At 70.1% G+C, this 24,301-nt stretch carries 18 protein-coding genes; 7 read left to right on the top strand and 11 right to left on the bottom strand.

Annotated features, from left to right (window positions below):
• Nucleotides 1-158 precede the first annotated feature (158 nt).
• The 4 genes from HZZ10_RS02710 to HZZ10_RS02695 form a co-directional block, all read right to left on the bottom strand.
• Entirely contained in the window at nt 159-1,982 is a 1,824-nt protein-coding gene (locus tag HZZ10_RS02710) for a glycoside hydrolase family 13 protein (protein WP_179912311.1), read from the bottom strand.
• Nucleotides 1,979-2,878: a sugar ABC transporter permease gene (locus HZZ10_RS02705; RefSeq protein WP_179912310.1), complete on the bottom strand. Its 900-nt coding sequence runs from the start codon at nt 2,876-2,878 to the stop codon at nt 1,979-1,981. Before HZZ10_RS02705 ends, HZZ10_RS02710 begins: the two co-directional genes overlap by 4 nt.
• Nucleotide 2,879: 1 nt before the next feature.
• Nucleotides 2,880-4,487, bottom strand: a complete 1,608-nt coding sequence (locus tag HZZ10_RS02700) for an ABC transporter permease subunit (protein ID WP_179912309.1) — start codon at nt 4,485-4,487, stop codon at nt 2,880-2,882.
• Between the two features lie 139 nt (nt 4,488-4,626).
• Nucleotides 4,627-5,874, bottom strand: coding sequence for a sugar ABC transporter substrate-binding protein (locus tag HZZ10_RS02695; protein ID WP_179912308.1), 1,248 nt, complete (start codon nt 5,872-5,874; stop codon nt 4,627-4,629).
• A 316-nt stretch (nt 5,875-6,190) separates the two neighbouring features.
• Here HZZ10_RS02695 and HZZ10_RS02690 point away from each other — a divergent pair, with 316 nt between their 5' ends.
• The 3 genes from HZZ10_RS02690 (at nt 6,191) to HZZ10_RS02680 (ending at nt 10,214) form a co-directional block, all read left to right on the top strand.
• Nucleotides 6,191-7,264: a LacI family DNA-binding transcriptional regulator gene (locus HZZ10_RS02690; RefSeq protein WP_056131694.1), complete on the top strand. Its 1,074-nt coding sequence runs from the start codon at nt 6,191-6,193 to the stop codon at nt 7,262-7,264.
• Nucleotides 7,265-7,318: 54 nt separating this feature from the next.
• Complete coding sequence (locus tag HZZ10_RS02685; RefSeq protein WP_373367311.1) at nt 7,319-9,142, top strand: glycoside hydrolase family 13 protein; 1,824 nt, start codon at nt 7,319-7,321, stop codon at nt 9,140-9,142.
• A gap of 181 nt (nt 9,143-9,323) precedes the next feature.
• Nucleotides 9,324-10,214 (top strand): carbohydrate kinase family protein, encoded by an 891-nt coding sequence (locus HZZ10_RS02680; protein ID WP_179912307.1) that lies wholly within the window; start codon nt 9,324-9,326, stop codon nt 10,212-10,214.
• A 56-nt stretch (nt 10,215-10,270) separates the two neighbouring features.
• On the opposite strand, the gene dusB is transcribed toward HZZ10_RS02680, so the two are convergent.
• From dusB to HZZ10_RS02655, 5 genes are all read right to left on the bottom strand, one after another.
• Nucleotides 10,271-11,491, bottom strand: coding sequence for a tRNA dihydrouridine synthase DusB (gene dusB / locus HZZ10_RS02675; protein WP_179912306.1), 1,221 nt, complete (start codon nt 11,489-11,491; stop codon nt 10,271-10,273).
• A 130-nt stretch (nt 11,492-11,621) separates the two neighbouring features.
• Nucleotides 11,622-12,557, bottom strand: coding sequence for a ferredoxin family protein (locus tag HZZ10_RS02670; protein ID WP_179912305.1), 936 nt, complete (start codon nt 12,555-12,557; stop codon nt 11,622-11,624).
• Between the two features lie 119 nt (nt 12,558-12,676).
• Nucleotides 12,677-14,113 carry a glycosyltransferase family 2 protein gene (locus HZZ10_RS02665; protein WP_056131682.1) on the bottom strand — a complete coding sequence of 479 codons (1,437 nt, stop codon included), beginning with the start codon at nt 14,111-14,113 and terminating at the stop codon, nt 12,677-12,679.
• Complete coding sequence (locus HZZ10_RS02660) at nt 14,110-15,099, bottom strand: HEAT repeat domain-containing protein (protein WP_179912304.1); 990 nt, start codon at nt 15,097-15,099, stop codon at nt 14,110-14,112. Before HZZ10_RS02660 ends, HZZ10_RS02665 begins: the two co-directional genes overlap by 4 nt.
• A gap of 1 nt (nt 15,100) precedes the next feature.
• Nucleotides 15,101-15,481 carry a response regulator transcription factor gene (locus HZZ10_RS02655; RefSeq protein WP_179912303.1) on the bottom strand — a complete coding sequence of 127 codons (381 nt, stop codon included), beginning with the start codon at nt 15,479-15,481 and terminating at the stop codon, nt 15,101-15,103.
• A gap of 239 nt (nt 15,482-15,720) precedes the next feature.
• Here HZZ10_RS02655 and HZZ10_RS02650 point away from each other — a divergent pair, with 239 nt between their 5' ends.
• Complete coding sequence (locus HZZ10_RS02650) at nt 15,721-17,895, top strand: glutamine synthetase III family protein (RefSeq protein WP_056133955.1); 2,175 nt, start codon at nt 15,721-15,723, stop codon at nt 17,893-17,895.
• Nucleotides 17,896-18,077: 182 nt separating this feature from the next.
• Entirely contained in the window at nt 18,078-19,334 is a 1,257-nt protein-coding gene (locus HZZ10_RS02645) for an MFS transporter (protein WP_179912302.1), read from the top strand.
• A 52-nt stretch (nt 19,335-19,386) separates the two neighbouring features.
• On the opposite strand, the gene HZZ10_RS02640 is transcribed toward HZZ10_RS02645, so the two are convergent.
• Nucleotides 19,387-19,911, bottom strand: a complete 525-nt coding sequence (locus HZZ10_RS02640) for a hypothetical protein (protein ID WP_179912301.1) — start codon at nt 19,909-19,911, stop codon at nt 19,387-19,389.
• Between the two features lie 153 nt (nt 19,912-20,064).
• Entirely contained in the window at nt 20,065-21,453 is a 1,389-nt protein-coding gene (locus HZZ10_RS02635) for a glycine--tRNA ligase (protein WP_179912300.1), read from the bottom strand.
• Between the two features lie 280 nt (nt 21,454-21,733).
• Between HZZ10_RS02635 and HZZ10_RS02630 the strand changes: the two genes are divergently transcribed.
• Nucleotides 21,734-23,023, top strand: coding sequence for an aminotransferase class I/II-fold pyridoxal phosphate-dependent enzyme (locus tag HZZ10_RS02630; RefSeq protein ID WP_179912299.1), 1,290 nt, complete (start codon nt 21,734-21,736; stop codon nt 23,021-23,023).
• 1 nt (nt 23,024) lies between these two features.
• Nucleotides 23,025-24,299 carry a hypothetical protein gene (locus HZZ10_RS02625; RefSeq protein ID WP_179912298.1) on the top strand — a complete coding sequence of 425 codons (1,275 nt, stop codon included), beginning with the start codon at nt 23,025-23,027 and terminating at the stop codon, nt 24,297-24,299.
• The last annotated feature ends 2 nt before the right edge of the window (nt 24,300-24,301 follow it).

The raw sequence follows: 24,301 nt of genomic DNA, 5'->3' as shown, positions 1-24,301 counted from the left end.
CGTGCTTGTCTGCTGCGGAGCTCCAGATGATCGACATGCTAATAGCATGATTCGCCCCTGTCGAGACATATCAAGGCAAAACCCTCGCTGTGGATACTTGTCTGAACCTCGCCCTTGGGGACGACGAGATTCGTCTCAGCGCTCCGCCCGACGACGGGCTAGCGCAACCGCCACACGTGCACACCAGGACCGTCGCCGGGAAGCCTGTACCCGTCGCCATCCCCGACCAGCTGCACGTCGCCGTAGACGGTCACGGGCAGCGCGCCAGGAGCGACGGCCTCGGGCAGCACCGCCCCGCCCCACGGCGCACGGGCCACGAGCACGAGCACGGTCTCCTCAGGCGACTCGCGCAGGAACGCGACGGCGTCGTCCTCGACGAGGACCCAGCGCAGACCACCGGTCTGCAGCGCGACGCTGGACCTGCGCAGAGCGACGAGGCGGCGGTACACGTCGAGGGTGTCACCGTCCCAGCGCTCGGGCTCGTCCCACGGCATGGTGACGCGCGCGTGCTCGCCGTTGACCCCTTCGGCCCCGATCTCGTCGCCGGCGAAGACCACCGGCGTCCCTGGGTACGTGAACAGCAGACCTGCTGCGACCTCGACCATCTCGAGGCTCCCGACGAGGGAGCGAAGCCGCGGGGTGTCGTGCGAGCCGAGCATGTTCCACTGCGAGGCGACGACCTTCCACGGGACGACCGAGTCGAAGTCGCGCATGGCGGCCACCATGTCGTGGCCGGACCGGCGCGGCAGCGTGCTGGGGAGCCCGAGCGCGGGCACCTCGCTGTCCTCGGCGACCACCCAGGACCACACAGGTCGGGTGAAGGCCGAGTAGTTCATGTTGGCGTGCCAGCCGTCGCCCATCATGTCGAGGCCGGAGTCGTGGAAGTGCTCGGAGACGAGCACGGCGTCCGGGTTGATGGCCTGCATCGTGCGCCGCACGGTCCGGGCGACCTCGTGGGTCATGTCCTGGTCGGCGTAGCGGCCGGTCATGTTGGCCACGTCCACCCGCCAGCCGTCGAGGGCGAAGGGCTGGGCGACCCACCGACCGATGACGGAGTCGGGACCCTCGATCATCCGGCGCGCGAGCTCCTCCGAGGTGTAGTCGAGCTTGGGCAGCGAGGCGTGCTCGAGCCAGCCGACGTAGCCGGGCTCGGCGTCCTGCCAGTAGTAGAAGGACGCCTCGGGGCTGGACCTGTCGGCCTGCGCACGGACGAACCACTCGTGCCCGTCGCCCGTGTGGTTCGTGGTGATGTCGCCCATGATCCGCATGCCACGCTCGTGCACGGCTGCCGAGAGCGACACGAGCGCCTCGTCGCCGCCGAGCAGCGGGTCGACGTGGTCGAAGCTGCTCGCGTCGTACCGGTGGTTGGACCTCCCCGGGAACACGGGCGTGAGGTAGACCGTGCTGACGCCGAGGTCGACGAGGTGGTCGAGGTGCTGCTCGATGCCGGGCAGGTCGCCGCCGTACAGCTGCGTGCCGACGCCAGGGCCCGAGCCGATCGGCTCGTCGCCCCAGTCGGCGTCCTGCGCCCACGCGGGTGTCGGCTTCTCGGCAATGCCGCGTGCGAAGCGGTCCGGGAACACCTGGTAGACGAGCGACCCGGTCATCCACGACGGCGCCGGCTCGTAGACGGTCAGCCTGAAGTCCGAGACGTCGGGGACCTCGCGCGCGAAGAGCCCCTTGCCGTTGAGCCAGCGGTAACCACCGGGCTCGTCGACGAAGAACCTGTAGCTCGTCACGGGGTTGTGCACCAGCACCTGGGCCTCGTACCACCGGTCTGTCGCCGTGGTCTCCACGAGCGCGGCGGCCGACATGCGCGGCTCGCCGTCCCGCACGACACGCAGGTGGATGCCGCGCTCGGTGCAGGCGAGCGGGACACGCACCCGCACGGTGACCGTCTCCCCCAGGCTCGGCGTCTGGTTCGAGACGTAGAGCGCCGAGCCGTCGTGGTGCGGGTGGTCGAGGAGGTGCGGCACGGTCATCCCTTGACGGAGCCGGCCGTCAGGCCGGAGACGATGTACTTCTGCAGGAAGATGAAGAGAGCGACGACGGGGATCGCGCTGATCACGGCGCCAGCCGCGAACAGACCCCAGTTGGCCGAGAGCTGGTCCGAGACCCACTGGTACAGACCGACCGCGAGTGTCCAGTTCTTCTCGGACTGCAAGATCAGCTTGGCCAGCAGGAAGTCGGAGAAGGTCCCGACGAAGGACAGCAGCGCGACGACAGCGAGGATCGGTGCAACCAGGCGCAGGATGATCGTCCAGAAGATCTGGGCGTGGGTCGCGCCGTCGATCTTCGCGGCCTCGTCGAGCTCCCCCGGGATCGTGTTGAAGAACCCGTACATGAGGAAGGTGTTCACGCCGAGCGCCCCACCCAGGTACACCATGATGAGCGCGACCCGGGAGTTGAGCCCCAGCAGCGGGACGACCTCTCCGAGGCTGATGAGCAGCAGGAACACGGCCACGAAGGCCAGCACCTGCGGGAACATCTGGATGACCAGCAGGCTGGTCAGGCCCAGACGACGGCCCTTGAAGCGGAAGCGCGAGAAGGAGTACGCGGCAGCCGCGCCCATGAGCACCGTCGCGATCGCCGTCACGGTGCCGATGACCAGGGTGTTGACGGCCCAGGTCCAGAACCGGGTGTCCCCGAGCGCGGTGAAGTTGTCGGTCGAGAAGGAGCTGAACAGCGTGGTCGAGCCTGTCAGCGTGCCGCCGTCGGAGACGGAGGCCGAGATGATGTAGAGGATCGGGAAGCCGGCGTAGGCGATCGCGAGCACACCCACGATGTAGCGCCACCCGACCTCGCGCCACCAGCGGCGGCGGGAGGAGCGGACGCGGTCCGGGGCGAGGGCAGTCTGAGACGCTGTGGTGGTCGACATGTCAGTTGATCTCCTCGAGGGTCCGCGACTTCTTGAAGCTGATCACCGAGATCGTCGCCACGATGACGAAGATGATGATCGAGAGGGCGCTGGCGAGGCCGTAGTTCTTCGGCGCTCCTCCGTCCAGCCCGGAGATGGAGTAGACCATCGTGATGAGGATGTCGGTCGAGCCGATCGGCACCGAGGCGTCCGAGAACATCGGACCACCTGCTGTCAGCATCTCGATGATGTTGAAGTTGTTGAAGTTGAACGAGAACGACGCGATGAGCAGCGGTGTCACGGCGATGAGGAGCAGCGGCATCGTCACCGAGCGCCAGATGCGCAGCGCGCCGGCGCCGTCGATCTTGGCCGCCTCGATGGTCTCCCCCGGGATCGACTGCAGAGCGCCCGTCGCGATGAGGAACATGTAGGGGAAGCCGACCCACATCTGCACGCCGAGGACTGCCAGCCGCGCTAGCGTCGGGTCGCCGAGCCAGTTGATGTCCATACCGCCGAAGAACGTCTCGTTGATGAAGCCGTACTTCGTGTTGAGCATCCCTCGCCAGAGCAAGAAGGACATGAAGGCCGGGAAAGCGTACGGCAGGATCAGCAGCGAGCGCATGATGCGCCGGTACTTCAGGCGCGGGTCGTTGAGGACGATCGCGAAGAAGAGACCGATGAGGAAGGTCCCGACGACCGAGGTGATCGCGAAGACGAAGGTCCAGATCAGCACCTTGACGAAGGGCACGGAGTAGCGCTCGTCGCCGAAGGCCGTCTTGATGTTGTCGAGCCCTGTGAACACGCGCCAGCCGACGTTGAGCGTCTCGCCGTCGGGCGAGGCGAACTGACCCGAGTCGTTCTCGGAGTAGACCACTCCGGTCTCGGTGTTCGTCATGGTGTCGGCGGCCTCGTCGTACTCGAGGATCGACTCGTAGATGTAGCCGTTGCGGCCGTCCTGCGTGCGGATCGAGCCGTCGTTCGGGTCGTCGGAGAAGGCCACCCGCAGCGAAGCGACGGCCTTCTGCTCGGCGAGCACACCCTGACGGTCGAGGATGTCGAAGCCGGAGATCGAGGTGATCGCACCGTCGGAGACCTCGGCGTCGACCTCGGCGAGGGGCTCCTCGGCCGTGCCCGCGCGGACCTCGTCGCCGTCGATGATCGCGAAGCCGAGCTCGTCCCCGTCGCGCACCACGACGAGCGGGTAGGCGTCGGTGCCCTCGACCCGCTTCTCGTTCTGCGCGAGGAGAGCCTCGATGGCCTGCGGCTTGGTGCCGTTGTGGCCGTCACCGTAGTTGGTGAACGCGATGTAGCCCGTGTAGGCGATCGTGAACACCTGGTAGACGAAGAGGAAGGCGAGGCCTGGCAGCAGGTACTTCATCGGCAGCGCGCGCTTGGTGAAGTACACGACGTTCGCCACGAGGAGGAGCACGATCATGCTCCAGGCGATGATCGTCGACCCGACCGTGAAGGCGGTGATGACGACGTAGACGCCGAGGGCGTCGAGGACGGCCATGACCGCCAGCTTGACGAGGAATCCTGGACGGAAGTCTCGCGCGTGCGAGAGCAGGGACGAGGGCGTCCGCCGAGGGCCGTCCACCTGCGCCTCGGGCTTCTGCTGGGTCGAGCTCATCTGTTCCTCCGTGCGACGTGCTGCGGACCGCGTCGCACACGAGGTGGAGCGGGAGTTCGGGGGTGGGGGTCACGGCTGCGTGAGCCCAGGCGTGGCGCGGGCCCACGAGGAGCCCGCGCCACGGAGGTGGTACGGAGGATCAGGACGTGGCGTCGATCGCGCCCTGGATGTCGCTGACCATCTTGTCCCAGGCCTCGGCCGGGGCGGCCTTGCCGGAGACGATCGCGGCCTCGGTGTTGCCCCAGAAGGTCCAGACCGATGCCATCTCGGGGATGGACGGTGCGGGGACGGCGTCGGCGGCAGCGTCACGGAAGCCCGCGACGATCGGGTCCTTGGCAGCGACCTCGTCGGCAGCAGCGGTCAGCGCCGGGAGACGGTTGCCGGCCTCGTAGAGGGCGACCTGGGCCTCGGTGGTCGACATGTAGTCGACGAGGAACTCGTTGGCGAGCAGCTGGTTCTCGCTCTGCGCGTTGACGAAGAACCCGGGGGCACCCATGAACGGCTGCGACGGCTGTCCACCGGCGGACGGGACGGGGTCGATCGCGAGCTCGAGGCCCTCGAAGGAGTCGACCATCCACGGTCCGCCGATGATGAACGGCGAGTTCCCGTTCTTGAACTCCTCGAGGACGATGTCGTACGTGGTGTCGACGTCGAGGATCCCGGCAGCACCCTGCTCGGCGAGCCATGCGGCGTAGGCCTGGCCCTCCTCGCCGGCGAGCGTGAGCTCGGAGGTGTAGCGGCCGTCAGCGTCCTGGGCGAAGACCTTCGAGCCGAAGGACGTCTGCATCGGGTAGTGCGTGTACGGGTCGCCTGCCTCGCCGTCGCTCTGGATGAGCACGGGGAACTTCGTCCCGGCGGCCTGGCCAGCAGCGACCATCTCGTCCCAGGTGGCCGGAGCCTCGGGAGCGAGTGCGGTGTTGCGGATCAGCGCGACGTTCTCGACGCCGTAGGGCAGACCGTAGAGCTGGCCGTCGAGCGTGTAGACCTGGAGCGCGACCTCGTCGAACTCCGAGGCCTTCTCACCGATCTCGATCGGCGCGACCACGCCGTTGTTGACGAACTCTCCGAGCCAGTCGTGCGCACCGACGGTGATGTCGGGGCCCTCACCGGTCGGCACCTGGGCGAGGAAGTCTGGGCGGACGTCCGCGAAGTTCTTCTGGACGAGGTCGACCTCGACCCCGGTCTCCTCAGTGAAGGACTCGGCGGCAGCACCGACGGCTGCCTCACGGGTCTCGTCCACCCAGATCGTGAGCGAACCGGCGCCGCCGGCGGCAGCCGTCGTCGCGTCGCCCGAGGCCGTGTCGTCGTTGCTGTCGTCGCTCGACCCGCAGGCCGCGAGGGTGAGGCTGGTGACCAGCGCACCGGCGAGAAGGATGCTCCGTCGCATCGTTGTGCTCCCAAAGATGAGTGATGAACCCGGCCTCCTCCGGCGAGATCCACCGTCCTTGGCCCTGATGGACCAGACCGTAGCCCGTCCCGGCGTCCCCTTGCAAGCCGTTGCAGTAACTTTCAGGCAACGATGCGAGAGTCCTTGCAGGCGAGAGGGTGAGATCACCCAGTTCTTCACTGATCACGCGGATCTGTCGTAGCATGAGGCGCCGGTCGTCGCTCTGCAACGTCTTGCAACATGCCTCGGGGGCCACCCTCCGTGGCCACGCCCATCAGCGCTACGACAGCCCTGACGCACGACAAGGAGGTCTGGTGTGTCTCTCATCCCGCCCGAAGGCTCAGGTGCCGGCAAGACCCGCCTGACCGACCTCGCCCAGCAGGCCGGGGTCAGCACCGCGACGGTGTCGCGCGTCCTCAACGGCAAGGTCGGCGTCGCGTCCGAGACGCGACAGGCCGTGCTCGCGGCCCTCGACGTGCTCGGCTACGAGCGCCCCGAGAAGCTGCGCAACCGGTCCGCGGGGCTCGTCGGGCTGATCGTCCCAGAGCTCACCAACCCCGTGTTCCCGGCCTTCGCGCAGACGATCGAGAGCATGCTGTCCCAGCGCGGGTACACCCCGCTGCTGTGCACCCAGTCCCCCGGCGGTACGACCGAGGACGAGTACATCGAGATGCTGCTCGACCACTCGATCGACGGCATCATCTTCGTCTCCGGTCTGCACGCGGACACCCAGGCCAGCCGCGAGCGCTACGACAGGCTGCTGGCCCGGGGCATCCCGCTCGTCTTCATCAACGGTTTCGCCTCCGACATCGAGGCTCCCTTCGTCTCGGCCGACGACACCGCCGCCATGGAGCTGTCCGTGCGCCACCTCGTCTCGCTCGGGCACCAGAAGATCGGCCTGGCCACCGGCCCGGACCGCTTCATCACGGCCCGCCGCAAGCTCGAGGGCTTCCAGGACGCCGTGCAGCGCCACCTCGGCATCGAGGACGCCAGCCCGCACGTCGCGACCTCGCTGTTCACCGTCGAGGGCGGCCAGGCCGCCGGCGGCGACCTCATCGACTCCGGGCACACCGCGATCGTCTGCGGCTCCGACCTCATGGCCCTCGGCGTCGTGCGCGCCGCCCACCAGCGCCGGTTGACGGTACCGCACGACCTGTCGGTCGTCGGCTACGACGACTCGCCGCTCATCGCCTTCACCGACCCGCCCCTGACCACGGTGCGCCAGCCCGTCTCGGCCATGTGCCACGCGGCCATCAGCGCTCTCGTCGCCCTCCTCAACGGGGGCAGCGCACCGAGGTCCGAGCTGCTGTTCCACCCCGAGCTCATCGTCCGCAACTCCACGGGCGCCTCGCCCGACATGCGGATCCACGCCGCCCAGCGCCCGAGCTGAGCCCCCACGCCACCCCCCGATCCACCGTCTCCGACCACGAAGGACCTCTCCGCCGTGACCAACCTCGACTCGACCTCAGCTGCCGCCCCGGCCGCCGACGCCCTCGAGCTGACCAGCACCAGCCCCACAGTCTCCGTGATCCACGCGGCGAGCGACGCAGCCCGTGAGTGGTGGCGCACCGCCGTGATCTACCAGGTGTACCCGCGCTCCTTCGCCGACGCCGACGGCGACGGCATCGGTGACATCCCCGGCATCACCTCGAAGCTCGACCACTTCGTCGACCTCGGCGTCGACGCGATCTGGCTCTCGCCGTTCTACCGCTCCCCGCAGGCCGACGCCGGCTACGACGTCGCCGACTACCGCGAGGTCGACCCGCTGTTCGGCACGAACGACGACTTCGAGGCTCTCCTGGCCGGCGCGCACGAGCGTGGCCTCAAGGTGATCGCCGACCTCGTCCCGAACCACACCTCGGACGAGCACGCCTGGTTCCAGGCCGCCCTCGCCGCCGGCCCCGGCAGCCCCGAGCGGGCCCGCTACCTGTTCCGCGAGGGCCAGGGCGAGCACGGCGAGCTCCCGCCGAACAACTGGAAGTCGATCTTCGGCGGACCGGCCTGGACGCGCGTCAGCGAGCGCGCCGCAGCCGCGACCGACGGCATCACCGACGGCCAGTGGTACCTGCACATGTTCGACACGCGCCAGCCCGACCTCGACTGGAACCACCCCGAGGTGCGCAGCGAGTTCGAGGACATCTTGCGGTTCTGGCTCGACCGCGGGGTCGACGGCTTCCGCATCGACGTCGCCCACGGCATGGTCAAGGCCCCGGGTCTGCCCGACTGGGACGGCGAGGTCGCGATGGTCGAGGGCTCCTCCGAGGCTCCCGGCCCCGAGGACTCCCACGAGGCCGCCGACGACGGCTCGACGGGTGCCGGCAACTCCGGGCCGATGTTCGACCAGGAGGGTGTCCACGACATCTACCGCGCCTGGCACAAGGTCCTCGCACCCTACGAGGGCGACCGTGCCCTCGTCGCCGAGGCGTGGGTCGAGCCGCTGAGCCGCCTCGCACGCTACGTGCGCAGCGACGAGATGCACCAGGCCTTCAACTTCTCGTACCTGACGACGGCCTGGGACGCCGCCGCGCTGCGCGGCGTCGTCACCGCGTCGCTCGAGGCCTCGGACGCCGTCGGCGCGCCGACCACCTGGGTGCTGTCGAACCACGACGTGGTCCGTCACGCCTCCCGCATGGGCCTCACCGGTGCTGCGGTGCGCCCGAACGGGATCGGCAAGACCGACCCGCAGCCCGACGCCGAGCTCGGTCTGCGCCGCGCCCGCGCCGCGACCCTCCAGATGCTCGGCCTCCCCGGCTCGGCGTACGTGTACCAGGGTGAAGAGCTCGGGCTGCCAGAGCACACCGACCTCGACGACGACCTCCGTCAGGACCCGGCCTGGTGGCGCTCCGGCTACACCGAGGCCGGCCGCGACGGCTGCCGCGTGCCGCTCCCCTGGGTCGCCGACGCGCCCGGCTACGGCTTCGGCCCGACCGGCAAGACCTGGCTGCCCCAGCCCGACACCTACAAGGAGTGCGCGGCCGACGTGCAGCGCACGACCGAGGGCTCGACGTACTCCATGTACAAGGCGGCTCTCGCCACGCGTCGTGCGAAGGACCTCGGTCTCGGGTCGCTCGGCTGGGTCGAGGACTTCGCAGGGTCGGCCTCGGTGCTCGCCTTCGTCAACAACGACGTGCTCGTGCTGACGAACTTCGGCGAGTCGCCGATCGCTCTGCCCGCTGGCGCCCAGGTGCTCATCACGAGCGGTCCGCTGACCACGGTCGGCGAGCAGACTGCCGTGCCGCAGGACACCACGGTGTGGGTCCAGGCCTGACGGTCTCTCGGTCGCTCGACCTCTAGGACGCCCGCAGGGGGCGGTCCCGTCTGGGGCCGCCCCCTGCGGCGCGTCTGGCCGGTATCTCCTGCGGCGGGTCGGGCGGACCGCCTCCTGACCACGGGTGGTCACCGCACGGCGGCGTACCGGGCGTATGCCTCGGCGACCGTAGGCTCGAGCCATGAGCCACGTGTTCGTCAACGGTCCGGCGTCCTGGAACACCCTCGTCGAGGTGGAGTCGCTCCCGGGACCGGTCAGCCAGACCATCTTCGCGTCCGGGTACCGCGACGGTCTCGGTGGTACCTCGGCGGGAAAAGCCGTCTCGCTCGCGGCGCTGGGCGTCGACGTCGTCCTGCGGACGATCCTGGGAGACGACGAGCCGGGCGCCCTGGTCCGCGCCGCCCTCACGCACGAGCGCATCAGGCTCGAGACCGCCGAGGCTGACGGGGGGAGGAGTGAGCGTCATCTGAATCTCATGGCGGCTGACGGAGGTCGACTCTCGATCTACCTCGAGCTGCCGCACGCCCCAGAGGCCCCCGACACAGGTGCCTCCCTGCACGGTGCAGCCGTGGCCGTGCTGGACCTCGCCGCCAGCAGCATCCCGTTGATCGCGCAGGCCCGGGCTCTCGGGGTGCCGGTGTGGTGCGACGTGCACGACGATGACGGGAAGCAGGAGTTCCAGCGCCCCTTCGCCGACGGGGCAGACGTCGTGGTCGTCAGCGAGTCTCGCCTGGACGACCCGAACGCCTACCTGCGCGACCGCGTCTCGCGCGGAGCGAGGCTCGCGGTGTGCACACGTGGCTCCCGCGGCGCGCTGGCCCTCGACGAGCACGGCTTCATCGAGGTAGGGACCGCTCCTGTCGACGTCGTGGTCGACACCAACGGCGCCGGGGACGGCTTCGTCGCGGGCATGATCGCCGCGCACCTGGCCGGCGGGGCGACCCTCGAGTCGCTCGCACTCGGCGCGGCGACAGGGGCGATTGCCGTGACGACCACTGACCTCGGCGCGAGGACCGCGACACCCGAGCACGCCGCAGCGCTGGCTCGACGCGTCGAGGTCCGCCGGGTCTGACAAGGCCTGCTGCGCGGAGGCGGTCGACCCCACCGAGGCATCAGCAGCCTGGCGGGTCAGCCGCCCGAGACGCTCAGCTCGGCCTCGAGCAGCTTGGCGCGGTGCTCGTCGCTCAGCTCGCGGGACGAGAGCCAGCCGTCGGGGACGTGCGGCTTCTTCGGGCTGCCCTGGCGTCCGCGCTGACCCTCCGCGTCCTTGCCGGGGTACGGCTGGTCGTGGTCGAGGGTGTCGAGGTGCGTGCGCAGCTCGGCGAGGGTCGAGACCATCGCGAGGGCGCGTCGCGCGTCGCCGCCGACGGCGTAGCCCTTGAGGTACCAGGCCATGTGCTTGCGGAGGTCGCGGGTGCCCTTGTCCTCGTCCTGGAAGAACTCGGCCATGAGCTCACCGTGCCTGTAGATCGTCTCGGCGACGTAGCCGAGGCCTGGGGTGACCCGCTCGTCCGAACCGTTGAAGGCGGCCATGAGGTCGGCGAAGAGCCACGGGCGCCCCTGGCAGCCGCGTCCGACGACCACGCCGTCGCAGCCGGTCTGGCGGACCATCTCGAGAGCGTCCTCGGCCGACCAGATATCGCCGTTGCCGAGCACCGGGATGCTCGTGACGGTCTCCTTGAGCTGGCGGATCGCGGACCAGTCGGCCGTCCCTGAGTAGTACTCGGCAGCGGTGCGGGCGTGCAGCGCGACGGCCGCGACACCGGCCTGCTCGGCGATGAGGCCGGCCTCGAGGTACGTGAGGTGCTCGTCGTCGATCCCCTTGCGCATCTTGATGGTCACCGGGACGTCGTGCCGTGCGCCGGCCTCGACGGCCGCGTCGACGATGCGGGTGAAGAGCTCGCGCTTCCACGGCAGCACCGCGCCACCGCCCTTGCGGGTCACCTTGGGGACCGGGCAGCCGAAGTTGAGGTCGACGTGGTCGGCACGCCCCTCGCCCGCGATGATCTCGACGGCTGCGCCGACGGTAGCCGGGTCCACGCCGTAGACCTGGGCAGAGCGGGGCGACTCACCGTCCTCGAAGGTGACGATGCGCAGCGCCTGCTCGTTGCGCTCGACGATCGCGCGCGACGTGACCATCTCGGCGACGTACAGACCGCCCGGTCCGTGCTCGCGGCAGAGCTTGCGGAAGGCCGTGTTCGTCACGCCCGCCATGGGTGCCAGGACCACGGGCGACGGCACAGTGTGCTGGCCGATGCGCAGCGGCGGGAGGAACGGCGTGGCCTGGGCGGACGTGCCCGGCCCGTCCGTAGGCGCGCCGGTCGCTTCGAGGGTGGTCGTGGAAGTCATTGCTCCAGTATCCCACCGCCGCCGCGAGAGGCGGGTGCTCCGGCGGACGAGATGCCTGTCACCGATGCGACCGGACGACCGCCTGCCCTCGGCTAGGGGACGCGGGACGGCCCCGAGCATGCCGTGAGCCTCAGCACCCGCCGATCTCCTCGACGCTGCTCGCGCGCCACGAGCTCCACCGGGCGGGCTCGACGCCCCGCACGCAGGCGTGGGTCTCCGGGGCGCCCGGTGTCGGCGTGCGCTCCGCGCAGACCACGAAGGTCGTCGAAAGGTGACGGATCTCGACGCGTGCGCTCGTGCCGTCCTTGTCCACCTGCTCGGAGAGGATCGCGAAGCCGTCGACCTCGGTGATGCCGGTGTGCTGCCGCACGGCGTGCTCGGCCACCTGGGCCGGCTGGCTGAAGGCCGAGCGTCCCCGCAGGTGCTCGGAGACCACCCGTCCGTCGACGTAGGCGTCGAGCACCGCGGCGGCGCTCTCGTCGACGAGACGGCTGTAGTGCAGGCCGTGCGGCAGCAGCACGACGTTCGCGGCGAAGCGGTCGCCGCCCACGTGGGTGCACTCCCACACGTCGACGTCGTCCCGTGCGGACATGCCGGGGAGCAACGGCCGGCCGAGCTCGGCGCAGCACACGTCGCGACGCCCGTGGGTGCACACGAGGACGAGAGGGAGGTCGTGCGGCTCCCCCGCCACGGGTCGGACTCCGGCGGCGGCGGCCGCCACGTCGAGCGTCAGCAGGTCGTCGTAGGTCTCGATCTCGACACGGCGGACCCAGGGGCCGTCGGGGTGCGTCGACGCGACGAAGCAGGCGGGCCTGGTGACGGTTCGCGAGCGCGGGCGGCGGACGAGCACCACCCTGACGCCAGGCTGCCCCAGGTGCTCGATCACCGCGTCGGGGAGGATGCCCTCGGGTGCCTCGGAGGGCCAGGGACCAGGGTGCTCGACGAGCACCCATGCGTCTGCCCGGCCCGCGGCTCCTGCCATCGGCTCGTCGAGGTCGCGAGAGATCCGCGCGCAGCCGACGCGGCGTGGCTTGCGGGACGCACCGTCGGGCTGTCGGTCGCTCATGCTCGCTCCCGAGGACCGCAGGCGTCGTCCGTCGTGTCTGCTGAGGTGGTCCGCGCGCACGGTGCTGGGGAGGAGATCATCGCGGCAAGGCTACCCTCACCTAGCGGGCCGAGAGGGCGTCAGCTGCTGCCGAAGCCGGCCCGCGTCATGGTCCCCCAGACGGCCTTCTTCTTGCGCAGGCTGGCCCACCATCCCTGCAGGCGCCACAGCGCGGTGAGCTGCCTGTAGCCGATGTTCTCGGCGACGGAAGCGAGGACGATCGCGCCGAGGTCGCGCCAGCGGGCGTACCTGTGGAACGAGATCTCCTCCACGAGCAGCGCCGCGCAGGTGACGAAGAAGGCGTACACATAGGCCACGAGGAGGAAGGCCACGGCGAACGGGACGTTGACCACCCCGAGGAGCAGCCCGAGCGGGACGACGATCACGCCGACGACCTCGAGGAGCGGGGCGAAGAGCTCGAAGAACCAGTAGTACGGGAGCGCCACCATTCCGATGCGCCCGTAGCGCGGGTTGAAGGTCATGCGCCTGTAGCCCCAGAGGACCTCCCACAGACCACGGTGCCAGCGACGTCGTTGACGTCCGAGGACCGCGAGGGTGTCGGGGACCTCGGTCCAGCTCACGGGTTCGGCGACGAACACGACCCTGTAGTCGCGCTTCGAGTCCTTCATCATCTTGTGGATACGCATGACGAGCTCGAAGTCTTCGCCGATCGAGTCGGCGTCGAGCCCGCCGGCCTCGAGGAGGATGTCCCGTCGGAACATGCCGAAGGCCCCCGAGATGAGGATGAGCGCGTCGGCCTGCGACCACCCGGCACGGCCGAGCAAGAAGGAGCGGAGGTACTCGACCACCTGGATGCGTGCCACGACCGAGCGTGGCATCCGCACGTCGACCACACGGCCGCCGACCACGCGGCAGCCGTTCGCCGCGCGGATGACCCCGCCGGTCGCGACCACGTTCTGCGGGTCGTCGGCGAAGGGCTTGGACACGACGAGGAGTGCGTCAGGGTCGAGGACGGAGTCTGCGTCGACCATGACGACCAGGTCGCGCGAGGCGACGTTGATCCCCATGTTCAGGCTGTCCGAGCGCCCGGAGTTCTCCTTGTCGACGACCACCAGCGGGATGCTCTCGTCGGCGGGGACCCACACGTCACGCACCGCCCCGCGGACCTCGATCCGCCCCGCGACGTCCCGCCCGCTGCGCACGAGGCCGAAGGTCTCGACGAGCCTCTCGAGGGTCGCATCGGTGCTGCCGTCGTTGATGACCACGACCTCGTGGTCCGGGTACCGCAGGTCGAGGACCGAGCGCACCGAGTCGAGGATGACGTTCGCCTCGTTGTACGCGGGCAGCAGGACGGAGACCCCCGGGGTCAGGGGCGACCGTGCGGCGCTCGTCGTCCCGGAGAACTGCGTGCGCCGCAGGTGCCTGCCGAAGTTCACGCTCGCCAGGATGATGAGCACGAGGTACGAGGTGTTGATGAGGAAGAAGTAGAGCAGGAGCCACGGGCCTGAGACGTCGAAGAACGTCAGGAGGGCGTCCCGCACCGGGTCGAGCGTCATCGGTCGCCTCCTGCGGTCTCGCGGGACGGTGTCGCAGCGGTGGCGAGCCGGCGGACGTCGGGGTCGTCGTCGTCTCGGAGCAGGGCGAGGTGCGCCCTGGCCGGCGGGAAGGGCATCTCGGCCAGGGTGCGCGTCGCCGCGACCCTGACGACAGACGCCTCGGTCGGGACGGTCGCGGCCGCGAGTGCCGGGACGGCCCAGGCACCGCCGAGCCGCGCGAGCGCTCGGGCAGCCTGGACCCGGACCGTCACCGACGGGTCGGTCAGCCCGCGGTCTGCGACGGCTCGGGCTGTCGCGAGGACGAGCAGCTCCGCCGACACGGCGATGGCTGTGAGCCGGACGACCTCGTCGTCGGCGGCGAGACCGGCCTCGAGGGCGGCCGTGTCGGTCTCGCCCGACCCGAGGAGCGCCGTCCCCACGACGCTCGGCGGGACGTCGGATCCCGGGCGCAGGGAGTCGAGGAGGATCGACGTGAGGTGCGGGTCGCCGATCTGCCCGAGAGCACGGGCGGCGACGGTGCGGACCTCGATGTTCGGGTCGGACAGAAGGCGGACGAGAGCTCGTCGTCCGGAGACGTGCCCGACGATCCCGATCACCTCGGCGGCCCGAGCCCGCCTGACGGCGCTGCGGGACTGGGTGGCGGCCAGGGCGCGGTCGAGCGTGCCCCGCGCGATGAGGACCTGGACGAGGGCGTCACGGACCTCGCCGCGCACAGAGTCGAAGGCGGCCAGGACGAAGGTCTCGGCAGCGGGCCACAGCGCGTCAGGGAGCGCTGCGACGGCCTCGCAGGCCGGCGCGACCTCCTCGTCCTCGGCGGTGAGGACCTCCAGGACGAGGGGCTTCACCTGGGCGGTGCGCTCGTCGTGGCGCCGCGCCCGGCGTGCTCGGGAGAGCCTCACGGCGACTGTCGCGACCAGCAGCGCCGTACAGCACACGGCGAGCACCACCAGCGTGCCGATCAGCACCGACCAGGAGAGCGTCAGCACGTCAGGACTGACTGCGTGCGAGCATCGCCTTGACGCGTACGAGCAGCTCCCGGGGGCTGAAGGGCTTGGTCATGTACTCCCCGGCGCCTGCTCCGAAGCCCGACTCGACGTCGCGCTCCTGGGTCTTCGCGGTGAGCAGCAGCACCGGGGTGGTCGCGGTCTGCTCGGCGTCACGGAGCCTGCGGAGCACGTCGATGCCGGACATGCCCGGCATCATGACGTCGAGCACCACGAGGTCGAAGGACCCGTTCAGCCCGAGCTCGAGACCGGTGATCCCGTCGTTCGCCTGGGTGACGTCGAAGCCCGCGTTCGTGAGCTTGAGCGCGAGCAGGTCGCAGATGTCGTAGTTGTCGTCGACGACGAGCACCTTGCCCAGTGTCATGTGCCTTCAGCCCCCTGGAAGATCATGCCGACCACCCTAGGTCAGGTCTTCGCACCTGGCACGGGGAGGACGACGTGTGCTCGGTGGCTCGACGTGGCCGTCCGACGGCTCCGCCCAGGGTGATCGAGGCGGGCTCTCGCGGAGCGGTCACGAAACATGCCTGAAACACTGGGGCCCTTCCATGAAACACACGGGCCTTAGCGTGCCCAGAGCGAATGTCACCGATGGAGAGCTGGATCATGACTGCCAACCACGTCCGAAGCCAGGCGATCACCGAGGTCCTCAACCGCCCCGCCGTGCAGACGGCCGAGACGCAGCCGCTGAGCGAGACCTGGGCGACCGACGTCTTCAACCTCGCGAAGATGGAGGAGGCGCTCTCCAAGACCGCCTTCAAGGCCGTCAAGAAGACCGTCAAGACCGGCGAGCCGCTCGACCCGGCCACGGCTGACATCGTCGCCGCCGCGATGAAGACCTGGGCGATGAGCAAGGGCGCGAAGTTCTTCTCGCACGTGTTCTACCCGCTCACCAACATCACGGCCGAGAAGCACGACGGGTTCATCGTCACCAACTCCGACGGTCACGCGATCACCGAGTTCACGGGCAGCCTGCTCATCAAGGGCGAGCCCGACGGCTCGTCCTTCCCCAACGGCTCGCTGCGCATGACGAACGCTGCGCGCGGCTACACAGCCTGGGACCCGACGAGCCCCGCGTACATCATGTGGACCGCCAACGGCGCGACCCTGATGATCCCCTCGGTCTTCATGTCCTGGACCGGGGAGTCCCTCGACAAGAAGATCCCGCTGCTCCGCTCGATCTCCGCGATGGACGCCTCCGCGCGCCGGGTCCTGACGCTCATGGGCGAGACCGACATCGCACCGCTCGACGCGAGCTGCGGCCCTGAGCAGGAGTACTTCCTCGTCGACCAGCACTTCGCCGCCGCCCGCCCGGACCTGCTGCTCTCGGGCCGCACGCTCTTCGGCGCCCCGCCCGCCAAGGGCCAGGAGTTCGACGACCACTACTTCGGGGCGATCCCCGAGCGCGTCCAGGTCTTCATGCAGGCCTTCGAAGAGAAGCTCTACCGCCTGGGCATCCCGGCCAAGACCCACCACAACGAGGTCGCCCCGGGGCAGTTCGAGATCGCGCCGTACCACGAGTCCGCCAACGTCGCCGCGGACCACCAGCAGCTGCTCATGACCGTCATGAAGGCGACCGCCGCCGAGCACGGGTTCCTGTGCCTGCTGCACGAGAAGCCCTTCGCCGGCCTCAACGGCTCGGGCAAGCACGTCAACTGGTCGGTCGGGAACTCGACCCAGGGCAACCTGCTGGACCCGGGGACCTCGCCCGAGCACAACCTCAACTTCCTGCTCTTCTGCGGTGCGGTCATCCGCGGCGTGCACAAGTACGGCCCGCTCCTGCGCGCCGTCATCGCGTCGGCGTCCAACGACCACCGCCTCGGTGCCAACGAGGCGCCCCCGGCGATCCTCTCGGTGTACCTCGGCGACCAGCTCGAGGGTGTCTACAACGACATCAAGGCCGGCAAGATCTCGGTCTCGACCGACGGCGGCATGATGGACCTCGGCCTGTCGCAGATACTCAACTTCCAGCGCGACCCGGGCGACCGCAACCGCACCTCGCCCTTCGCCTTCACGGGGAACCGCTTCGAGTTCCGCGCCGTCGGGTCCTCGCAGTCGATCTCCGGGCCGCTCACAGCCCTCAACACCATGCTGGCCGACTCCCTCACCTGGGTCGCCGACCAGCTCGAGAAGCAGCTCGACGCCGGGCTGACGCGCCCCGAGGCCGTCGCTGTCGTCGTCAAGGAGCTCATGGAGCTGCACGGCGACGCCGTCTTCGGCGGCGACGGCTACTCCTCCGACTGGCACGAGGCTGCTGTGTCCGAGCGTGGCCTGCGCAACCTGCCGACGAGCGCCGAGGCGCTCCCGGTCTACACCGAGCCTGACGTCATCGCGCTCTTCGAGCGCACCGGCGTGCTCTCGGCGGTCGAGCTCAACGCCCGGTACGAGGTGTACTCCGAGCAGTACATCAACTCGATCGCCGTCGAGGCTCGCCTCGTGATCGACATGGCCCGGACGGTCATCTACCCCACCGCCCTCAAGTACGCCGCAGACCTGGCGACCACGTACTCGGTCGCCAACGAGGTCGGGGTGTCCTTCGACACCACGCAGGTCAAGGTCATCGCCGAGAACGCGAACCTGCTGCTCTCGACCGTGACGGAGCTGGAGTCCGCGCTCGCGCAGCACGACTTCGCGGACACCAAGGCCCACATGGAGCACTCGGCGTCCTCGGTCCGGACCCTCATGGAGACGGCCCGCAGCTATGCGGACGCCCTCGAGGCCCAGGTCGACGACGCCGTCTGGCCGCTGCCGAAGTACCGCGAGATGCTCTTCATCAAGTAGGGACGGCGGTCCCTGGAGCAGGCTGACGACGCCTGCCAGGGACGAGCCGATCAAGCCTGGCCCGGCGCGCCGAGATGTGCGCCGGGCCACGCTTGCTCTCTGAGCAGAGGCATGGGAGGGCTCCTCGTGGCACGCTCACCGGACGACCACGGCTCGGTCGCCCTCACCTCTCAGGTGGACCGATGCCCCTAGGCCGCATGTTCTCCGTGCTCTGGAGTGCGAACGCGCTGTCCAACCTGGCTGACGGGATCGCCTTCGTCTCGATGCCGCTCCTTGCGGCGTCCATGACTGACGACCCTCGTCTCGTGGCAGGGCTCGCGACGCTCTACGCCCTCGTCCGCCTCCTGGTGGCGCTGCCCGTCGGCGTGTGGGTCGACCGGGCAGACCGCCGCACGCTCATGGTGACCGCCAACCTGCTGCGGGGTGGGGCTCTCGTGGCCCTGGCGCTCACGGTCCACCTCGGCGTCTCGTCGCTGGTCCTCCTCTACGCGACGATGGCCGTCGTCGGGACGTTGGAGAGCATGGTCGACAGCGCGGCCCTGACCATGGTGCCCTCGCTCGTCGGCCGCGACCGTCTCGACACCGCCAACAGCCGGATCGCTGCGGGTCAGCTCATCGCCGACGAGCTCGCCGGTCCACCGCTCGGTGGGTTCCTCTTCGCGCTCGCGGCGGCTGCCCCCGTCCTCGCGATGGGAGGGCTGTGGGCGCTTGCGGGCCTCGTCGCCCTCGCTCTGCCGGTGCGTCGACCGTCGAGGGCATCTGCGGACGCCGTCGTGCCCCGCCCGTCGGTCTCCGCAGAGGCTCGTGCCGGCATCGTCTGGCTCGCGCACCACAGGGTCGTGGGCAGCCTCGCGCTGGTCGGGGCGCTGGCCAGCGTCGGGTACATGCTGCCGTTCTCGATCCTCGTCCTGGTCGCCGAGGAGCGGCTCGGGCTGGACGGCACCGGATACGGCCTGCTGCTCGCCTTCTCTGCGCTCGGTGGGCTCCTCGGGTCTGCCCTCGCGCCTCGGCTGCGGCGTCGCCTGGGCTACAGGTGGACGATCGTCGCCAGCCTCGCCCTCGCCGCGGTGACGCTCACAGGGCTCTCCCTGACGAGGGACCCGCTGGTCGCAGGCGTGCTGCTCGCGCTGTACATCCTGCACGCGGTCATCTGGAGCATCTGTGCCCTCTCGCTGCGCCAGCGTCTGGTCCCGGACGAGCTGCTCGGACGCGTCGGGGCCACCGCGCGCGTGCTCGGGCTCCTGGGGCTGGCGGTCGGGTCGGCCCTGGGCGGCGTGCTGGCAGCGGTCGACCTAGTGATCCCTGTCGTGGCCGGGGCCGTCGTCTTCGCGGGGTGCTGCGTGCTCGCGGCGGTCACGCTGCGCGGCGACCTGACGGCGGACTCGTCACGCCACTCGGACGGCCACCCGGTCGCCAACACGCCCGTCGAGGGGCACTGACACCTGCTCTGCGCCCTGCCCTGCCCGTGCAGCAGACCACCGGTCCGGCAGGTCAGCGCCGGCGCGTCCCATCCCGCAGCAGGGTCGCGAGGGCTGCGGCTCCGCAGAGCGCGGACAGCGCACCGAGCGCACCGACGGGTCCGTCGCCCGCAGTCCCCACGAGGAGCACGATCCCGACGACGAGCGCTGCGCCACCCAGAGCCGCACGCCACCGTGCCGCGCGCCGCGGGTCGGGGCGAGCCTCAGGCATCGGCCACGGCACCCGGCGACCGTTGCGGGGCCAGCCCGGGTGGTCGAGGGGACCAGGACCGTCAACCACGCGACCGGCGGCGTCGACCCACGCTCCCGTGCCGACCTCGGGGCAGCTGTGGTGCACGGTCCGCGACACCGTCTCGAAGTCTGCTGGGGACCGTCGGTACATGACGGTGAGCCGCACGTCGGTCTCGACGTGGCCGTCGTGGTGCAGCGCGTCGTAGCGGCACATGCGCAACTGTCGACCGCGCCACCGCGAGGTGCGCACGGAGGCGACGGCGCGGACGGCGAGCGGGCGGTCGTCGAGGTGGGCGTCGGAGGGCACCCGACGATGGTCACACGACGACACCCGCCGGGCACGGTCTGCCACACCTCTCCCCCGGACGACGAACGCCCGCGCCACGACCCGTGGAGGGCCGAGACGCGGGCGTCAGACGCGGCAGCACCGGACGACGCGTGGCGCGGCGCCCAGCAGGCGTCAGGCTCCGAGGAGCCTGGCGCCGAGGTACGCGGTGACCTGGTCGAGGGCGACGCGCTCCTGCGACATGTCGTCGCGGTGGCGGATCGTCACCGCCTGGTCGTCGAGGGTGTCGAAGTCGACCGTGATGCAGAACGGCGTGCCGATCTCGTCCTGGCGGCGGTAGCGGCGCCCGATCGCACCGGCGTCGTCGAAGTCGACATTCCAGTGCTTGCGGAGCTCGGCCGCGAGGTCGCGCGCCTTGGGCGAGAGCTGCTCGTTGCGCGACAGCGGCAGGACTGCGGCCTTGACCGGCGACAGGCGCGGGTCGAGCTTGAGCACGGTGCGGGTGTCGACGCCACCCTTCGCGTTGGGGGCCTCGTCCTCGGTGTACGCCTCGGCGAGGAACGCCATGAGCGAGCGGGTCAGACCGGCCGCGGGCTCGATGACGTACGGGACCCAGCGCTCGTTCTTGCCCTGGTCGAAGTAGCTGAGGTCCTTGCCGGAGTGCTCCGAGTGCGTCTTGAGGTCGAAGTCGGTCCGGTTCGCGATGCCCTCGAGCTCGCCCCACTCGCTCCCTGTGAAGCCGAAGCGGTACTCGATGTCGACGGTGCGCGTGGAGTAGTGCGACAGCTTCTCCTGCGGGTGCTCGTACAGGCGCAGGTTGTCACGGCTGATGCCGAGGTCCACGTACCAGGCCGTGCGCAGGTCGATCCAGTACTGGTGCCACTCGGCGTCCGTGCCGGGCTCGACGAAGAACTCCATCTCCATCTGCTCGAACTCGCGCGTGCGGAAGATGAAGTTCCCGGGCGTGATCTCGTTGCGGAAGGACTTGCCGATCTGGCCGATGCCGAAGGGCGGCTTCTTGCGGCTCGCACCGACGACGTTGGCGAAGTTCACGAAGATGCCCTGCGCGGTCTCGGGGCGCAGGTAGTGCAGCCCGGACTCGTCCTCGACGGGGCCGAGGTAGGTCTTGAGCATCATGTTGAAGTCGCGCGGCTCGGTCCACTGCCCACGGGTCCCGCAGTTGGGGCAGGCGATCTCGGCGAGGCCGCCCTCGGGGGCGCGGCCCTTCTTCTCCTCGAACTCCTCGAGCATCTGGTCTTCGCGGAAGCGCTTGTGGCACGAGAGGCACTCGGTCAGCGGGTCGGTGAACACCCCGACGTGGCCGGAGGCCTCCCAGATCTTGCGCGGCAGGATGACTGCCGAGTCGAGGCCGACGACGTCGTCGCGGCTGGTGACCATCGTCCGCCACCACTGGCGCTTGATGTTCTCCTTGAGCTCGACACCGAGGGGCCCGTAGTCCCAGGCGGAGCGCGAACCTCCGTAGATCTCGCCGGACTGGAAGACGAAGCCACGACGCTTCGCGAGGGAGATGGCGGCATCGAGACGGGAGGGCGCTTGGGCCACAGTGATCACTCCAAGAACATCGGTGCCCGCACGTGGCTCGTGGGGCAGAGGTGGTCGACGCACGTCGTGCGCCGGCTCCCAGGTTACTCGCCGGCGCGTGCCCGGCCTGCGTCGGGCTCGCCCGCGACGGCCCGGCCGTCCACACCGAGGCCGCACCGGCTTCCCGTCCACAGCCTGCGCGGACGAGCGCCCGCGCCCCTGGCTCACCTCGCTAGCCTGGCCAGGACAGATCGAGGACGACCGAGAGCCTGACTCACCAGCGACCAGCACCTGGAGCACCATGACGACACCACGACCGGCAGGCGCCTGGTACCGCACCGCCCAGGCCGCAGGGTTGCTCGCACCCGACGGGTCCGTCGCACCGACGATCTTCGCCGAGATGTCCGCGCTGGCGGCCTCGACCGGGGCGATCAACCTTGGGCAGGGCTTCCCCGAGGACGACGGACCGGAGTTCGTCCGTGAGGCTGCGGTCAGCGCGATCCGCGCCGGGGTCAACCAGTACCCGCCAGGGCCGGGCACGCCCGAGCTGCTGCGCGCGGTCGCCCAGCACCAGGAGCGCCGCTACGGGCTGCACGTCGACCCGAGCTCCGAGGTCCTCGTCACAGCCGGCGCGACCGAGGCGATCACCGCGACGCTGCTCGCACTCTGCGAGCCCGGGGACGAGGTCGTGACCCTCGAGCCCTTCTACGACTCCCACGCGGCGGCGATCGCGCTCGCGGGGGCCGTCCACCGGACGGTGCCGCTGCGACGGGCTGCCGTCTCGACGAGCACGGACGTCCGGGAGCCCGCCGCAGGTCGAGAGCACGCCGAGCCACCTGCCCGCTTCGCGCTCGACGTCGAGGCGCTGCGGGAGACCATCGGACCGCAGACCCGGATCATCCTCGTCAACACCCCGCACAACCCCACCGGCACGGTCCTGACGCGGGAGGAGCTCGAGGAGATCGCGGCCGTCGCGCAGCGTCACGACGTGATCGTCGTGACCGACGAGGTGTACGAGCACCTGACCTTCGACGGCGCAGCGCACGTCCCGGTGGCAACCCTGCCGGGGATGGCAGACCGGACCGTGACGATCTCCTCGGCCGGCAAGACCTTCTCGCTCACGGGATGGAAGATCGGCTGGTTGCACGCGCGCGCCGACCTGGTCACCGCGATCCGCACCGTGAAGCAGTACCTCACCTACGTCAACGGTGCGCCGTTCCAGCCGGCCGTCGCGCTCGCGCTCACCGACCCTCGCGGGGAGGAGGCGGTCCAGGCGCTCGCGTCGTCGCTCGCACGGCGCCGGGACCTGCTGTGCGACGGGCTGGTGACGGCCGGCTTCGACGTCGTCGTGCCGCAGGGCACGTACTTCGTCGTGGCCGATGGCGCTCCCCTCGGCTACGACGACGGGGTCGACCTCGCGCGGCGGCTGCCAGAGCTCGCCGGGGTAGTCGGTGTACCCGTGAGCGCGTTCTGCCGTGCCGGTTCGGAGACTGCAGCACTGTTCAGGTCGAGCATCCGCTTCACCTTCGTCAAGACGGAGGCGAGCATCGAGCGTGCGACCCAGCAGCTCGCCGCGATGGGCCGTGGCTGACGTGACCAGCGCACAGCCGGCAGACGATGCCCCCGGCCGGCGGCCGACGGCGGCGCACGGCACGGAGACTGCACCGCTGGTCCTCGACGACCTGCTGGCCGGCCCGCGCGGCAGGCGCGTGTGCCTGGAGATCGCGTTCCAGGTCCTCGAGGTCTGGCAGGTGCCGTGGCGCTGCCACGACGACCCCAGGCTCATGTCGGGAAGGCTCGCGAAGATCCTCGGTGCGCTGACGCTGGTCGCAGCGACACCAGACCAGGTCGCGGAGCGAGCGCACGAACGAGAGACAGGCCGCCCGCCGCTCGCCCCTGACGAGGAGGCACCTGGCAGGTCGCGCGCCACCGGGACGGTCCCGCTCGACCTCTCCGTCGAGAGCGTGTCCCTCGCGCTCACGGCCTCGGTCGACGCCGCCCGGTACTGGGAGCCACCCGACGAGTGGGACCTCGCGCTCGCGCTCCCGGTCGGCCGTGAGGCACTCCGACAGGTCGCCGAGCTGCTCGTCACCTCCCCGGCGACCAGGTGGTGGACGGCCCCGGTCGACACCGAAGACCTGCACGAGGTCGAGATGCTCGACGACGAGGTCCCCTCAGCACGCTCACCGCTCACCGGGGTGGACCGCAGGCTCGCCGCGTGGCGTGCTGCGCAGGACGAGGCGGAGGCCCGGCACATCGGCTCGGACCGTGGGGCCCGGCACGCGATCGGCGGCGACTGGTGGTCGCCCCCGTTCTCCGCGCGTCCTGTCGTGACCTCTGCGGTCGTCCCCTCTCTCGGGCCCAGCGGGCTCTCCACCACAGAAGACAGCTTCGGGTGGGACCGGGCCAGGACCTGGCCGCTGCGTACCGAGCACCCGGTCGAGGTCTACGAGATCGACGGCCCGGACGACCTCGCGCGGCTGGTGGCTCGGTTCCCGCTCGACGTCAGCAGGTCGCGGCGCAGCTGCTGGTGGGAGGCCACAGGGGTCGACACCGCATGGTGGATGCCGGACTGGGAGGCGGCGTCCCACCATCTCGACGCCGTCCACCTCACGGTCCGCGGCTACCTGTCGACTGCCGGTCGAGCGGTGCCGGTCCCGGGAGGGGCCATCCGTGGCACGTCGACCGTGCTCGCGGGGTGGGCACCTGGCGAGACGCTCTGGCTCACCGACGCCCTGAGTCCCGACGGTCCGCAGACCCTCTGGCAGCGCCGCCCGGACGAGGTCCTCTGGGACCCGGTCGCTCCCGGCACCCCCGTGACCCACGAGACAGCGCAGGGGTTTGACACCCCTCCCCCGCACAATTGAGA

The sequence above is a fragment of the Sanguibacter inulinus genome (assembly GCF_013415325.1).
Taxonomy (GTDB): Bacteria; Actinomycetota; Actinomycetes; order Actinomycetales; family Cellulomonadaceae; genus Sanguibacter; species Sanguibacter inulinus.
Note: the sequence above shows the minus strand (reverse complement) of the source record. Positions and strands in the feature narration are given on the sequence as shown.